Origin of the sequence: Nocardia sp. NBC_01327 (assembly GCF_035958815.1) — a bacterium.
GTDB lineage: Bacteria > Actinomycetota > Actinomycetes > Mycobacteriales > Mycobacteriaceae > Nocardia.
The window spans coordinates 1,080,929-1,095,781 of sequence record NZ_CP108383.1 but is presented as its reverse complement, the minus strand read 5'-3'; the positions used below and the strand labels follow the sequence as shown (position 1 = coordinate 1,095,781).

The 14,853-nt window shown below is 67.0% G+C and carries 15 protein-coding genes; 10 read left to right on the top strand and 5 right to left on the bottom strand.

Going from position 1 to position 14,853, the window contains the following annotated elements:
* Positions 1-141: 141 nt before the first annotated feature.
* A complete protein-coding gene (locus tag OG326_RS04870; protein ID WP_327143421.1) occupies positions 142-966 on the bottom strand; it encodes an SDR family oxidoreductase in 825 nt (274 codons plus the stop codon).
* Positions 963-2,243: an acyl-CoA dehydrogenase family protein gene (locus OG326_RS04865; protein ID WP_327146376.1), complete on the bottom strand. Its 1,281-nt coding sequence runs from the start codon at positions 2,241-2,243 to the stop codon at positions 963-965. The genes OG326_RS04870 and OG326_RS04865 overlap by 4 nt, the downstream gene beginning before the upstream one ends.
* Before the next feature lie 70 nt (positions 2,244-2,313).
* On the opposite strand from OG326_RS04865, the gene OG326_RS04860 reads away from it, so the two are divergent.
* The 8 genes from OG326_RS04860 to OG326_RS04825 all read left to right on the top strand — a co-directional run bounded on the left by OG326_RS04860 (position 2,314) and on the right by OG326_RS04825 (position 10,407).
* Positions 2,314-3,858: a FadD3 family acyl-CoA ligase gene (locus tag OG326_RS04860; RefSeq protein ID WP_327143420.1), complete on the top strand. Its 1,545-nt coding sequence runs from the start codon at positions 2,314-2,316 to the stop codon at positions 3,856-3,858.
* Positions 3,855-4,772, top strand: a complete 918-nt coding sequence (locus OG326_RS04855) for an enoyl-CoA hydratase (protein ID WP_442790915.1) — start codon at positions 3,855-3,857, stop codon at positions 4,770-4,772. The genes OG326_RS04860 and OG326_RS04855 overlap by 4 nt, the downstream gene beginning before the upstream one ends.
* Positions 4,773-5,903 carry an acyl-CoA dehydrogenase family protein gene (locus OG326_RS04850; RefSeq protein WP_327143419.1) on the top strand — a complete coding sequence of 377 codons (1,131 nt, stop codon included), beginning with the start codon at positions 4,773-4,775 and terminating at the stop codon, positions 5,901-5,903.
* A 17-nt stretch (positions 5,904-5,920) separates the two neighbouring features.
* Entirely contained in the window at positions 5,921-7,024 is a 1,104-nt protein-coding gene (locus tag OG326_RS04845) for an acyl-CoA dehydrogenase family protein (RefSeq protein ID WP_327143418.1), read from the top strand.
* Positions 7,021-7,143 (top strand): hypothetical protein, encoded by a 123-nt coding sequence (locus OG326_RS04840; RefSeq protein WP_327143417.1) that lies wholly within the window; start codon positions 7,021-7,023, stop codon positions 7,141-7,143. The genes OG326_RS04845 and OG326_RS04840 overlap by 4 nt, the downstream gene beginning before the upstream one ends.
* Positions 7,140-8,183, top strand: a complete 1,044-nt coding sequence (locus OG326_RS04835) for an acyl-CoA dehydrogenase family protein (RefSeq protein ID WP_327143416.1) — start codon at positions 7,140-7,142, stop codon at positions 8,181-8,183. The genes OG326_RS04840 and OG326_RS04835 overlap by 4 nt, the downstream gene beginning before the upstream one ends.
* Before the next feature lie 389 nt (positions 8,184-8,572).
* Positions 8,573-9,832, top strand: a complete 1,260-nt coding sequence (locus OG326_RS04830; RefSeq protein ID WP_327146374.1) for an MFS transporter — start codon at positions 8,573-8,575, stop codon at positions 9,830-9,832.
* A gap of 251 nt (positions 9,833-10,083) precedes the next feature.
* Positions 10,084-10,407 (top strand): YbjQ family protein, encoded by a 324-nt coding sequence (locus OG326_RS04825; RefSeq protein WP_327146373.1) that lies wholly within the window; start codon positions 10,084-10,086, stop codon positions 10,405-10,407.
* 22 nt (positions 10,408-10,429) lie between these two features.
* Here OG326_RS04825 and OG326_RS04820 read toward each other — a convergent pair whose 3' ends face one another.
* Complete coding sequence (locus OG326_RS04820) at positions 10,430-11,827, bottom strand: amino acid permease (protein ID WP_327143415.1); 1,398 nt, start codon at positions 11,825-11,827, stop codon at positions 10,430-10,432.
* A gap of 161 nt (positions 11,828-11,988) precedes the next feature.
* Between OG326_RS04820 and OG326_RS04815 the strand changes: the two genes are divergently transcribed.
* Together OG326_RS04815 and OG326_RS04810 are read left to right on the top strand one after the other, a co-directional pair.
* Positions 11,989-12,741, top strand: coding sequence for a DUF427 domain-containing protein (locus tag OG326_RS04815; protein WP_327143414.1), 753 nt, complete (start codon positions 11,989-11,991; stop codon positions 12,739-12,741).
* Positions 12,738-13,148 carry a cupin domain-containing protein gene (locus OG326_RS04810; protein ID WP_327143413.1) on the top strand — a complete coding sequence of 137 codons (411 nt, stop codon included), beginning with the start codon at positions 12,738-12,740 and terminating at the stop codon, positions 13,146-13,148. The genes OG326_RS04815 and OG326_RS04810 overlap by 4 nt, the downstream gene beginning before the upstream one ends.
* On the opposite strand, the gene OG326_RS04805 is transcribed toward OG326_RS04810, so the two are convergent.
* Both OG326_RS04805 and OG326_RS04800 read right to left on the bottom strand, forming a co-directional pair.
* On the bottom strand, positions 13,145-13,474 hold the full coding sequence (locus OG326_RS04805) for a hypothetical protein (protein WP_327143412.1): 330 nt from the start codon (positions 13,472-13,474) through the stop codon (positions 13,145-13,147). The two genes, OG326_RS04810 and OG326_RS04805, sit on opposite strands and share 4 nt — an antisense overlap.
* Entirely contained in the window at positions 13,474-14,682 is a 1,209-nt protein-coding gene (locus OG326_RS04800; protein WP_327143411.1) for a Rieske 2Fe-2S domain-containing protein, read from the bottom strand. The genes OG326_RS04805 and OG326_RS04800 overlap by 1 nt, the downstream gene beginning before the upstream one ends.
* Between the last annotated feature and the right edge of the window lie 171 nt (positions 14,683-14,853).

The window sequence follows — 14,853 nt, the reverse complement described above, 5'->3', positions numbered from 1 at the left end:
AGAGGCCGGAAAAATAGCACTGCCGCGGCCCCTGAGGGACGCGGCAGTGAGAATTACTGCGACCGGGTGACACGGCTTTCCACATCACCCGGCAATCCGAATTCGGCTGCGCTGAACCGAAATCAGGTTCGCCTATCCAAATCAGGCGCGCTGGCTCGAAATGGAGACAACCTCTCCGGTGAGGTAGCTGGTGTAATCGCTGGCCAGCATGGCGATGGTCGCGGCGATCTCCCACGGCTCGGCGGCCCGGCCGAAGGCCTCACCCGCGGCCAGGCGATCCAGCAGATCGCCGGAGGTGACCTTGTCCAGGAACGCGTGCCGCGCGATGGATGGGGCGACCGCATTGATGCGCACACCGTATTCGGCGGCCTCGACGGCGGAGCAGCGGGTCAGCGCCATGACGCCGGCCTTGGCGGCGGCATAGTGCGCCTGGCCGTGCTGCGCACGCCAGCCGAGCACGCTCGCGTTATTGACGATCACGCCGCCGTGCCCGGCCTCGCGGAAGTACTTGAGCGCGGCCCGCGTTGCGCGGAAGGTGCCGTTGAGGGTGATGTCGATGACCTTGTCCCACTGCTCATCGGTCATATCCACGACGGGCGTCTCGCCGCCCAGGCCCGCATTGTTGACCATGATGTCGATGCGGCCCAGCGCCGAAACCGCCTGCGCGATGAGCTGATCCACCTGTTCGGTGGAGCTCACATCGCAGGGCACGGAAGCCACACGGCGGTCCGGGAATTCGGCCTGCAGCGCCTCTTCGGTCTCCTTGAGGCGACGCTCGTGCCAGTCGGAGACGACAACATCCGCGCCCTCGGACAGCAGCCGGCGCGCGGTGGCCGAACCGATGCCGGTACCGGCCGCGGCGGTCACCACGGCGACCTTGCCCGCGAGCAGGTTGTGGCCGGGCGTGATTTCAGGGGCGATGGACAAATCGACAGCGTTCGACGGACGTTCGCTTCGCTCACTCATGGACGAGCCTCCCGGGGAAGTCCGAGCACGCGCTCGGAGATGATATTGCGCTGAATCTCGTTCGAGCCGCCGTAAATGGTGTCCGCGCGAGTGAAAAGGAACATGCGCTGCCAGGCATTGAGATCGTCACCGGCGGCATCGGCGATGAGACCGGGCGCGCCGAGCACGTCCATGGCCAGCTCGCCGAGATCGCGGTGCCAATTGGCCCAGAGCAGTTTGGTGACCGACGCCTGACCGGCCGCCGTGCGGGCATCCACGGACGCGCCCTCGTGGCCGGATTCCAGCGTGCGCAGCACATGGGCGCGCAGTACCCGCAGTCCGACCCATGCCTGGTCGAAACGGTCTGCGATGACGGCGTTTTCGAGTGCGCCGTTCCGCGTCGCGACGGCTTCCAGGTCGGCGAGCTCACGCGCGTACCGAATCTGCTGGCCGACGGTCGAGATGCCGCGCTCGAAGGTGAGCGTGCCCATCGCGACCTTCCACCCGTCGCCGGGCGCGCCGACCACGAGATCGGCTGCGGTGCGGGCATTGTCGAAGTAGACCTCGTTGAACTCCGCGGTCCCGGTGAGCTGGATGATCGGCCGCACCTCGACACCGGGCTGCTTCATCGGCACCAGCAGATAGGACAGACCGTGATGACGGCTCGAGCCCTTCTCGGTGCGCGCGACGACAAAGCACCAATCGGACAGATGCGCGAGCGAAGTCCACACCTTTTGTCCGGAAATCGACCATTCGTCGCCATCCAGGTACGCAGATGTGCTGACTGCGGCCAGATCCGAGCCCGCGCCGGGCTCGGAGTACCCCTGGCACCACAGCTCCGTCACATTGCGAATACCGGGCAGGAAGCGCTGCTTCTGCTCCTCGGTGCCGAAGGCCAGCACGGTCGGGCCGAGCAGTTCCTCACCGAGGTGCGAGACGCGGCTGGGCGCATCGGCCTTGGCGTACTCCTCGTGGAAGATGACCTGCTGCCGCAGGGTGGCGTCGCGGCCGCCCCACTCCTCGGGCCAGCCGAGGCAGGTGAGTCCGGCGGCGGCGAGGGCGCGGTCCCATTCGAGACGCTCCTCGAAGGCCTCGTGCTCGCGGCCCGGGCCGCCCAGACCACGCAGGTGACTGAACTTCCCGTTCAGGTTCTCCGTCAGCCAGTCACGCACCTCAGCACGGAATTCACTGTCAGCAGCAGACTCACGGCTCGCCGCTGTATCCGATACACGGCTCGCCGCTGTATCCGATACACGGCTCGCCGTGGTCCCGCTGGCCGGTTCGGGGGTCTGGATCATGCTCACCCCCGTAGAGTAACCTACCAAGCACTTGCTTTGTTAGACCCATTCCCGGACGCTCGGAGACCCCGTGACATCCCCACCGCAGACCACTCCGCTCGCGCTGCACCATGCCGCGAGCGCCTTCGGCTCAGCACCTGCCGTCTGCGACGGTGCCGTGACACTGAGCTGGGAGCAGCTGCTCGACTCGGTGCGTGAGACCGCCCGCGTGCTGATCGCCCGCGGCGTGCGGCGGGGCGACCGGATCGGCATCTGGGCCCCCAATACGCACCACTGGGTGACCGCACTGCTGGCCACCCACTATGTCGGCGCGGTGATCGTTCCCCTGAATACGCGGTACGTGGCCGATGAGGTCGCCGAGGTGCTGAGCCGGGTCGATGCCAAGGCGCTGTTCATCACCGGCTCCTTCCTGGGCCGGGACCGGCTGGCCGAACTGCGCGCCACCGCACCGGAATTGGTGATCGACACCGTCATCTCCATTCCCGCCGAGGGTGTGGAGGCCGTCGACGCCATCGCCTGGTCCGAACTGCCGAAGCTGGCCGAGGCGGTCACGGTCGAGGACGCCGTCGCGCGTGCGGAATCGGTGCAGCCGGAAGATCTTTCGGACATTCTCTTCACCTCCGGAACCACCGGGCGCAGTAAAGGCGTGCTCATTCCGCACGGGCGCGTCCTGACCAGCGCCCGCTCCTGGGCCGACTGCGCGACCCTGAACAGCAGTGACCGCTTTCTGGTGGTGCCGCCGTTCTTCCACAGCTTCGGGTACAAGGCCGGCATTCTCACCTGCCTGGTCACCGGTGCGACCATCGTCCCGCAGGCCGTCTTCGATGTGCCGGAATCCATGCGGCTCATTCACGATGAGCGCATCACCGTGGTCACCGGGCCGCCGACCATCTTCCAATCCCTGCTCGAGCATCCGGCCCGAGCCGAGGCGGATCTGTCGACACTGCGGGTCGCCGTCACCGGCGCCGCCACCGTGCCGGTGGTGCTCATCGAGAGAATGCGCGACGAACTGCGCTTCGATGTGGTGCTGACCGCGTACGGGCAGACCGAATCCGGCGGTTTCGGCACCATGTGCCGCCCGGAGGACTCGAACGAGACCATCGCCAATACCTGCGGCCGCGCCATCGCGGGCTTCGAACTCAAGCTCGCCGACAATGGCGAACTGCTGCTGCGCAGTTCGCAGATCATGCTCGGCTATCTGGACGATCCGCAGGCCACCGCCGACACCATCGACCGGGACGGCTGGCTGCACACCGGCGATGTCGCGGTGATCAATGAGCACGGCTACGTGAAGATCACCGACCGGCTCAAGGATATGTACATCTCCGGCGGCTTCAATGTGTATCCCGCCGAGGTGGAGCAGGCCATGGCCCGGCTCGACGGTGTCGCCGAGACCGCGGTCATCGGCGTACCGGACGAGCGCATGGGCGAGGTCGGCAAGGTGTTCGTGGTGCGCAAGCCCGGATCCGCGCTGACCGCGGAAGAGGTGCTGGCACATGCCAAGACGCTGCTGGCCCGGTTCAAGGTGCCGCAGTTCGTGGAATTCCGTGACCAACTGCCGTACAGCGCGGCCGGCAAGGTACTCAAGCGGCAACTACGTGAGGAGAAGGCGTGAGCGCCCACGACAGTGGAAATTCAGCGCAGCAGTTGGGCCCGATTCCCGATGAGGGTGACGTCGTCCTCTACGAGAAGCGCGGAGCGATCGCGGTCGTCACGCTGAACCGGCCGGACTACCGCAATGCGCAGAACTCGGTCATGACCTACGCCCTCGACGCCGCCTTCGTGCGGGCCGTGGAGGATGCCGAGGTCAAGGTGATCGTGCTGGCCGGCGCCGGAAAGCATTTCAGCGCCGGGCACGATATCGGCACGCCGGGCCGCGACCATCACATCAAGTACGAGAACCAGGCCGCGCTGTGGTGGGACCACACCGATCGGCCCGGCGGTGACCAGCGGTTCGCGCGCGAGACCGAGGTCTACCTGAACATGTGCCGCCGCTGGCGGGAGATCCCCAAGCCGACCATCGCCATGGTGCAGGGCGCCTGCATCGCCGGTGCGCTCATGCTGGCCTGGTCCTGCGACATGATCGTCGCCTCCGAGGACGCGTTCTTCTCCGATCCGGTTGTCCGCATGGGCATTCCGGGCGTCGAGTACTTCGCGCACCCGTGGGTGCTGGGGCCGCGCCGGGCCAAGGAGATCCTGTTCACCGGTGACCGCTTCACCGCCGCGCAGGCGTACGAGTGGGGCATGGTCAACCGGGTCGTCGAGCGCGACGATCTGGAGACCGAGACCTTCGCGCTGGCCGAGAAGATCTCCGCCATGCCGCAATTCGGGCTGGCGCTGGCCAAGAAGGCCGTCAATCAGTGCGAGGACCTCATGGGCATGCGCTCGGGGATGGATTCGGTCTTCGGGCTGCATCACTTCGCGCATGCGCACAATGCCGAGGTCGGGGCCGACTCGCTGGGCGGGATGAACGCCAAATCCATGAAGGCCACCGCTACCGAGGCCACGAACAAGAACGGGACGAAGTAAGTGGATCTCGAATTCGATGCCAAGACAGAGGAATTCCGCCGCGAGGTGCGCGAGTTCCTGGCCGCCAATGTGCCCGCCACTCCCCTGCCGTCCATGGACACCAAAGAGGGGTTCGAGGCGCACCGGGCATGGGAGGCCAAGCTGGCCGACGCCCGATTGTCCTGTGTCGCATGGCCTGCCGAGTACGGCGGCCGGGATGCCTCGCTGACCGAATGGGTCGTCTTCGAGGAGGAGTACTACGCCTCCGGAGCGCCCGGCCGCGTCTCGCAGAACGGCATCTTCCTGCTGGCCCCGACGCTCTTCGAGCACGGTTCGCCGGAGCAGCTGGCCCGGTTCATGCCGAGAATGGCTCGCGCCGAAGACATCTGGGCACAGGCCTGGTCCGAGCCGGAGGCCGGTAGCGATCTCGCCGGTATCCGCTCCACGGCCAAGCGCACCGAGGGCGGCTGGCTGCTCAACGGCCAGAAGACCTGGAGTTCCCGTGCGTCCTTCGCGGATTGGGGCTTCGGCCTGTTCCGCAGCGATCCGGAGGCGCAGCGGCACAGGGGGCTCACCTACCTCATGTTCCCGCTGACGTCCGAAGGCATTACGGTGCGGCCGATTCCGCAGCTGGACGGGGAGCCCGGTTTCGCGGAGATCTTCCTGGACAATGTGTTCGTGCCCGATGCCGATGTGATCGGCGAGGCCAACAATGGCTGGAAGGTCGCGATGGCGACCTCCAGCAATGAGCGCGGGCTCTCGCTGCGCTCCCCCGGCCGGTTCAATGCGACCGCCACCAAGCTCATCGACCTGTGGCAGCACGCCGCGGCCGATACCGATACCGCGCTGCGCAATCGAGTGGTGGAGGCCTGGGTCGGCGCCGAGGCGTACCGGCTCAACACATGGGCCACCGTCACCCGGCTCGCCGATGGCGGGCAATTGGGCGCGGAATCGTCCGTGAACAAGGTGTTCTGGTCGGATCTGGACATTTCCATGCACGAGACCGCCCTGGATCTGCACGGCGCCGCCGCCGAACAGGAGTCGGCCTGGACCGACGGCTTCCTGTTCTCGCTGGCGGGCCCGATCTACGCGGGCACCAATGAGATCCAGCGCAATATCATCGCCGAACGCCTGCTCGGGCTGCCGCGCTAGTCACCCGGAGGACGACCATGCGATTCGCACTGACCGCAGAACAACTCGATTTCGCCACCAGCCTGCGCAAGATGGGCGAGGCGGCCAAGACGCCGGGCACCGTACGGGCCTGGGGCGCCGGTGATTCCGCCGCCGGACTGGCGCTGATCGGCCAGCTCGCCGAGGCGGGCGCGCTCGGCCTGATCAGCTCCGAGGAGAACGGCGGCTTCGGCGCCGGCCCGGTGGAACTGATCGTGGCCTTCACCGAGATCGGCCGGGCCGCCGTGCCCGGACCGCTGGTGGAGACCGCGGCCGCGATTCCCGCACTGCTGCAGGCGCTTCCGGATTCGGCGGCAGCCGCGCAGTGGCTGCCGCAGCTCGCCGAGGGGGCCGAGCTCGGCACCCTCGCCCTCGCCGGGGCAGCGGGATCCGCCTCTGCCCGTACGGATAACGCACCGCGCGCCGGTGCCACGTCCGGGCCCAGCGCGCTCGCCGCGACGGGCGCACCCGTCGCCCTGGACGCCGATATCGCCGGCCTGATCCTGGTCGCCGAGGGCGACCGGGTCTCGTTCGCCGGTGCGGGCGAGCAGGCGAAGTCCATCGACGCCGCCCGCCGCCTGTTCACCCTCGAGACCGGTAACGTGCTCGCCGAGGGCGAAGGTGTCCGCGCCGCAATCGATCTGGCCTTCGACACCGCGGCCCTGGCCACCGCCGCCCAGCTGCTCGGCGCGGGCCGCGCGCTGCTGGACACCAGCGTCGACTACGTGAAGCAGCGCCAGCAGTTCGGCAAGCCGATCGGCCAGTACCAGGCGATCAAGCACCACCTCGCGAATGTCATGATCGGCCTGGAGATGGCGCAGCCCCTGCTCTACCGCGCCGCCCTCACCCTCCAGGACGACGCCGACGCCACCACCCGCGCCCGCGATATCTCCGCCGCCAAGCTCGCCTGCGGCGAGGCCGCCTACCAGGCCGCCCGCATCGGCCTGCAGGTGCACGGCGCCATCGGCTACACCGCCGAATTCGACCTGTCCCTCTGGCTGACCAAGGTCACCGCCCTCCGTTCCGCCTGGGGCACACCGGATTTCCACCGCGCCCGCATCGCCGCCGCCCTGCGCGCCGGAAGCACCGGAGCGGCAGCGTGATCGCCGCCGGGCACGCCGAGTGCGTGCCGCACACCATCCATACCGCTGGCGCGCTGGGCAATTCGAGTGCGCGCCGCTACTCGACCGACCCGGTCGACATGATCGGAGCGCAGGCATGAGCATTACGGCCGAGCAGCAGGAACTCGCGACCACCGTGCGCGCGGTGCTGGCCAAGCACGGCGACAGTGCGGCCATGCGGCGCGGGCTCGACGCCGAGCGCGGGTACGACGAGCAGCTGTGGAAGCTGCTGTGCGAGCAGGTCGGCGTTGCGGCCCTTGCCATTCCGGAGGAGTTCGGCGGGGTCGGGGTCGGCCTGGTCGAAGCCCTGCTGGTGGTCGAGGAGCTCGGCCGCACGCTGATCGCGCCGCCCATGCTCGGCTCGGCCGTGCTGGGTGTGCAGGCGCTGCTGCTGGCCGGTAATGCCGAAGCCAATGAGCGGCTGCTGCCGGAGGTCGCCGAGGGTGTGCGCACACTCGCCCTCTGCTGGGCCGGGCCGCAGGGCTGGGATTCCTTCGGCGTCCGCGCCGAGGGTGAAACCGTCTCCGGCGCCGCGCATTACGTCATCGACGGCTCGCATGCGGACACCCTGCTGGTGCTGACCGCCGACGGCCTGTTCGAGGTCGACGGCGCGGGCGTGGGCGTGACCCGCACCGTACTGCCGACCATGGACCCGACCCGCCGCCTCACGAAGATCGAGTTCGCTGCGGCTCCCGCCCGCGCCCTGGGCTCGGTCGACCTCGCCCGACTGCGCGAAATCGCCTGGGCCGCAGTCACCGCCGAACAGCTCGGCGCTGCCGAGCAGTGCCTCGACATGACCGTCGAATACAGCAAGTCCCGAGTGCAGTTCGGCCGCCCCATCGGCAGCTTCCAGGCCCTGAAGCACCGCATGGCCGATATGTACGTCCTGGTCGAGTCGACCCGCTCCATCGCCTACCTCGCCATCTCCGGCCTGGCCGAAGGCACCGCCGACCCCGTCGACGTGGCCTCGGCCCGGCTGCACGCCACCACCACCCTGAACTCGGTGGTCTCGGAGACGGTCCAGATGCACGGCGGCATCGCCATCACCTGGGAGCACGACGCGCACCTGTTCTTCAAACGGGCCCACGGCGACGCCCAGCTCTTCGGCACCCCCGCCCGCCCCCTGGCCCGCCCGGCCTAGGCGGCATACTCCGCACAACAGAGGCCGGGATCGGGGCGTAAGCCCTGGTCCCGGCCTTTTGTGTGCCATCTCACCCCGGAAAATATCGTTAGCCTATGTAAATACATAGTTAGCTTATGCAACAATATATCCGTACAGTCGAGCACCGGGGATGACGATCCACCGCGATGCTCACAGCCGGCAGCAACGGCGCTGATCGGCCGACTGGCCGAAGCCGGGCCGGCCTCGCGGACGAATTCACCTCCGCAGGCAGGGCCCGGCTGGCAATCACCCGCGAAAGCTATCGAGGCCCTGAAGGCGACCGGGATCCGAACCCGCGCCACCCGAACTCCCCCGAAACTAGCTGCGAATCAACAGAACTCGTAGATGAGGAACTGATTGTGAGCACCTTGTCGGACACCCGGCCCGTTCTCGACGGACCCGCCCGCACCGAGCGACCCCGCACCCGTACCAAGCAACCGAAATCCGTCTGGGCAGTCGCCTTCGCCTCCGTAATCGCCTTCATGGGAATCGGTTTGGTCGATCCGATCCTGAAGCCGATCGGCGAACAACTGCACGCCTCGCCGTCGCAGGTGACGCTGCTGTTCACGAGCTACATGCTGGTCACCGGCATTGCCATGCTCATCACCGGCGTCATCTCCAGCCGCTTCGGCGCGAAGAAGACACTGCTCGCCGGTCTGGCCATCATTGTCGTATTCGCCGCGCTCGCAGGCGGTTCCGGCACCGTCAGCCAGATCGTCGGCTTCCGTGCGGGCTGGGGTCTGGGCAACGCACTGTTCATCGCCACCGCCCTCGCCACCATTGTCGGTGCGGCGTCCGGCGGCACCGCCCGCGCCATCATCCTCTACGAGGCGGCACTCGGCATCGGCATGGCGAGCGGACCGCTGGTGGGCGGCTTCCTCGGCCACTTCAGCTGGCGCGCACCGTTCTTCGGCGTTTCGGTCCTGATGGCCCTCGCCATCGTCGCCCTGGTGGTCCTGCTTCCCGAAATCCCGAAGCCCGCCGAGCCCACGTCCATCACCGCGCCCTTCAAGGCCCTCACCTACCCCGGCCTGCTGCTGGTGAGCATTACCGCGCTGCTGTACAACTACGGCTTCTTCACCCTGCTCGCCTACACCCCGTTCCCCCTGAACATGGGCACCTACCAAATCGGCTTCATCTTCTTCGGCTGGGGCGTGCTACTCGCCCTCTCCTCGGTCTTCCTGGCCCCGAAACTGCAGCGCGCCTTCGGAACCGTCCGCATGATGGCCCTGTCCCTCGCCCTCTTCGCCGCCGATCTGGCGATCATGGCCGTGTACGCCCATCACCAGCCCGTCCTGGTCATCGGCACCATCGTCTCGGGCCTGTTCCTCGGCATCAACAACACCCTCATCACCGAGGCCGTCATGGAATCCGCACCGGTAGCGCGCGCCACCGCCTCCGCCGCCTACAGCTTCGTCCGCTTCGGCGGCGGCGCAGCGGCCCCCTACCTGGCCGGCAAGCTCGGCGAACACCAGATGGCTCTCCCCTTCTGGGTGGGCGCGGCCTGCACCGCCGCCGCGGTCGGCGTCCTGCTCTCCGGCCGAAAGCTGCTCGCCCACATGGACGATCACGCCCCGGCCAGCCACACCCCCGCCGAGGCCCAGGCGATCACCCTCGGCGAAGACTGAGCACCCGCGGAAGAACCACGCACCCCGATTGCGAGTGCACCCGAAGGCCGCCCGATATCCGGGCGGCCTTCGCGCATTCACCGTCGTACGATCCAGCCATGAATCAGCCGATGCCGCCGCAGCAACCGTTCCCGCAGCAGCCGCCCCAGCAGGGACAGCCTCCGCAGGGCGGCTACGCGCAGCAGCCCCAGCAACCGCAGCAGCCCTACGGGCAGCAGCAGCCTCCGCAGCAGCCGGTGCCGCAGTTCCCGATCCTGGTCTCCACCATGAACGATGTCCCGGGGCACAAGATCGTCCGGGTATTCGGCGAGGTCGCCGGACTCACCGTCCGCAGCCGCGGCATCGGCGCCAATTTCACCGCGGGCCTGCGCTCGCTCGGCGGCGGCGAGATCCACGAATACACCCAGCTCCTCTACCAGTCCCGCCACGAGGCCGTCCTGCGAATGTGCCAGCACGGCATGTCCTTCGGCGCGAACGCGGTCATCGCCATGCGCTTCGACTGCAACGAGATCGCCAACACCATGAGCGAGGTCGCCGCCTACGGAACAGCCGTCTTCCTGGAGCCCGCCGAATAGTTCGGCAGCGCCGCACAGTTCGTCAGTGCCGCAGGATCTCGACCTCGCGGACCGGGGTCCTGCTGCCGAAGCGCTTGCGGAGGGGGTAGAGGGCGGCTACGGCCAGGAGGCTGATGGTGGAGGCGAGGAGTTGGTTGCGCTGGGCGGGATTGCACGCCATGGCGATGAAGACGCCGAGGATCGCGATGATGACCAGCCAGCTGATGTAGGGGTAGCCCCACATGCGGTAGGTGAGGGCGGCGGGGTCTTCGCGGCGGAGGCGGGCGCGAAGTGTGATCTGGGAGAACATGATTGCGATGTAGACGAAGGCCAGGACCACGCCGATGGAGTTCACCAGGAAGGTGAAGACCTGGTCCGGGGAGATGTAGGAGGCGATGACCGCGCCCCACGCCGCGACCGTGCCGAGCAGGACGGCGCGCGCGGGCACACCCCGCTTGTTGACCTTGACCAGGGCCGCGGGGGCGTCGCCGTCGCGGGTGAGGACGTAGAGCATGCGGGAGGAGACGTAGATGGCGGAATTGAGCACCGACAGCACCGCCGTCAGAATGACGACCTCCATGATGGTGCCCGCCGCGGGGACGCCCATATGGTCGAGGGCGGTGACGAACGGGCTCTTCAGCACCTGGGCGTCGTTCCACGGCAGGATGGTCACGACCAGGAAGATCGAGGCCACGTAGAACAGGCCCACCCGCCACAGCACATTGTTGGTGGCGCTGGCGACGGCCTTGCCGGGCTCCTTGGATTCGGCGGCGGCGACGGTGACGATCTCGGTGCCGCCGAACGCGAACATGACGACCACGATCGCGGAGAAGATCCCGGTGACGCCATTGGGTGCGAAGCCGCCGAACGCGGTCAGATTGTGGAAACCCGCGTCGGCGTCCGGCCACAGCCCGAACACCCAGGCCGCGCCGATCACCAGGAACAGCACGATCGCCACCACTTTGATGGAGGCGAACCAGAATTCGAACTCGCCGAACGATTTCACCGACACCAGATTGACCGAGGTCATGAGGATCAGCAGTCCGGCCGAGAGCACCCACTGCGGCAGATCGATCCAGCTCGACAGGATGGCCGCACCGGCGACGGCCTCCGCACCGACCAGAATCACGTAGAGGTACCAGTAGATCCAGCCGATGGTGAATCCGGCGAACGGACCCATGGCCATGCGCGAGTACTCGGCGAGCGAGCCGGCCACCGGCCGGGCCACCACCATTTCCCCGAGGGCCCGCATGACGCACAGCACCAGCAGCCCGGCCGCGGCATAGGAGATGACGGCGGCCGGTCCGGCGGTGCCGATCACCGAACCACTGCCGACGAACAGTCCCGCCCCGATCGCGCCGCCGATGGCGAGCATGGTCATATGGCGGCGGCGTAGCCCGGTCCGCAGCCCGTCCGGCCCGGTGCTGCTCGATTCCGACATATGCCTGCCACCTCACGTTGTTGCTCGAATGTTGCTCGAACACCATATCGGGGCAGGTCAGGGTAGGAAAATCGTCACGGCACGCGGTCTCCGCCCGAGCGCGACCGTGCGGTGAATTGTGTTATCCGCCTGCCGCTTCCACTCGGAGTACCGTCGGAATCATGTCCGAATCGAAGACGGATCAGGTACGCGTCGAACCATGCGCCAAGCGCGTGCGCGTCTATCTGGGCGGTCAGCTGGCCGTCGACACCATCAAATCCAAGCTGGTGTGGGAGCACGCCTACTTCCCCACCTACTACTTCCCGCCCGATGAGCTGCGGGTGAAATTGGAGCCGACCGGCGATACCCGGGCCGAGAATCATCTGGGCACGCCGACCGGATTCGATGTGATCGCGAACGGGACCGTCGCCCCCGGCGCGGCCGTGCGCTACCTCGACTCGCCGACCCCGGAACTACAGGACCTGGTGCGCCTGGAAGCCACCGCCATGGACGAATGGTTCGAGGAGGACGAGCCGATCTACGGCCATCCCCGCGACCCGTACCACCGCATCGACATTCTCTCCAGCTCCCGGCACATTCGCGTCGAGGTGGCCGGGCAGACCGTCGCCGACTCCCGCAATCCGCGCATTCTCTTCGAAACCGGTCTCCCGGCGCGCTACTACCTGCCCCTCACCGATATCCGCCTGGACCTGCTGCAGCACTCGGACACCCGAACCCTGTGCCCCTACAAGGGAAATGCCGAGTACTGGAATGTGCGGCTCGGCGAGGACGTGCACCCGGATCTCGTCTGGATCTACCGCACCCCGACACCGGAAAGCCAGAAAATAGCGGGCTTCGCGAGCTTCTACAACGAGAAGGTGGATATCTACGTGGACGGCGTCCTGGAAACCAAGCCGAAGACGCACTTCTCATGAGCGACGAGCGGCCGAAGCCGGCCGCGGAATTGGACCTGCTGCCGCATCCGGAAGGCGGCTGGTATCGGGAAACCTGGCGCAGCGCAGTCGAATTCGAGCCCAAGGGCTATGACGGCCCGCGCTCGAGCGCGACGGCGATCTATTTCCTGCTGCTGCCCGGTGAGGAGTCCGCACCGCATACGGTGCGCTCGGACGAGATGTGGTTCTGGCATCGGGGCGGACCCCTGCTGTTGAACATCGGGGGCGAGGAGATCGTCCTCGGACCCGATGTCGAGCAGGGGCACCGGCCCCAGGCGGTGGTCCCCGGTGGGGTGAGCCAATCCGCCCGCCCGGCGGGTGACGACTACGTCTTGGTGAGCTGTGTCGTCGCACCGGGTTTCGACTTCGCCGACTTCCGTCTGGACTAGTCGTCTATTTCGAGCAGGCCCTCGGCCACCGCGTGGTCGATGGTCCGCTCGAGGTTGGGGCAGGAGTCCGGCTTGCCGAAGATCGGCCCGGCCTCGGCCATCTTGCGGAAGACCGGGCAGTGGTCGGCCGGATTGACCGTCCACTGCACGGTTTTCTGATTGCTGCTGTGCTTGCGCACCAGCACCTCGGTACCGCAGGACGAACACGCGATCGGTGTCAGCCCGGACTCCATGTAGTGCTCTTTGTCCAGGACAGTCTGGGCGCGCACCTGCGCCCGCCGCTCCGGACGGTCCGCGAAATCGGGTGCTTTCGCCCAGGCGGTCATCAGACGCTCGCCTCCTGGGAAGCGGCTGCGGCCTCGTCGGCCTCGCGCTTCTTGCGCAGGTTCTCCTCGACCTCGAGACCCCAGGCCTCATTGGCCTTGGAGGTGTCGACCTCGAATTCGAAGCGCTGCGTCGACTTGGGGTCGATATCGGCGACGTCCACGTAGAACTGGTCGTACCAGCGACGCAGCTGGTAGACCGGGCCGTCTTCCTCGGTCAGCAGCGGGTTGTCGATCTTGGACTTGTGCTTCCAGATCTCGACGTCCTGCAGGAAGCCCTCGCTGACGCCCTCGGTCATCTTGGCGGCGAAACCCGCGGCCTGCGCCTCGGGCAGACCCTTGGGCTTCTGCAGCGCCACACCCCACTGCAGCATGAACGAGTCCTGCGTGACCGGGTAGTGGCAGTTGATCAGAACCGTCTTGACCTCGAAGCCGCTGTAGATGTTCAGCAGCGGGTTGATCATGTACGACGGCCCGAAGTACGACGCCTCGGACTTGAGCAGCACATCGATGCCGGCCTTGGCCGCATTGCCGATATCGGGGCGGGCCTTGGTCTCGAGGTACTGGGTCGCGACATGACCCTCGAGGACGTTCTTGAAGAAGGTCGGGAACGCGTAGTGGATATAGAAGAAGTGCGCCATATCCACGACGTTGTCGATGATCTCGCGGCAGTTGGCGCCCTCGATCAGCAGCGAGTTCCAGGTCCAGTCGGTCCACTCGCCCGACAGTTCCTCGAGCGGGTTGCCCTCGGCGTCCCGGTACGCCTCGATGTAGGGAATGGTCACCTCATCGGTGGGCTTGCTGCCCTCGTGGTCGTGCCAGACGAACAGCTGTCCGTTGCGCTCGAGGGTGCTCCACGCGCGGGTGCGAGCCAGCGGGGGCACGCGCCGGGCATACGGGATGCCCGTGCACTTGCCGTCGCCGCCCCAGCGCCAATCGTGGAACGGGCAGGCGATGGAATCGCCCTTGACCTCGCCCATGGACAGGTCTCCGCCCAGGTGGCGGCAGTAACCGTCGAGGATCTTCAGATCACCCTTGCTGTCGGTGAACACGACCAGCTTGGTGCCGAAAGCATTGACGGCGTGCGGCTTGCCGTCACGGAAGGTGCTGGCGAGACCCAGGCAATGCCAGCCCCGGGCGTAGCGAGTGGGCGCCGCGCCCACGTCGATCTCGCGAACCTTCCCACGGGGCCCCGGTGGGGTTGTCGACATTGTGATCCTCCTCTGGAAGTACTAGAACACGTTACAAAAACGCGGGCGATCACGCTAGTTGTCTGCCCAAACAATGGACAAAAGTCCTCGTGAGGCGCGCCACGTCCACGACACGGCCCCTGCGGACCTCTGTTCTCGACAGAAATAGGAACGTGTTCTAGTCTCAGAGAC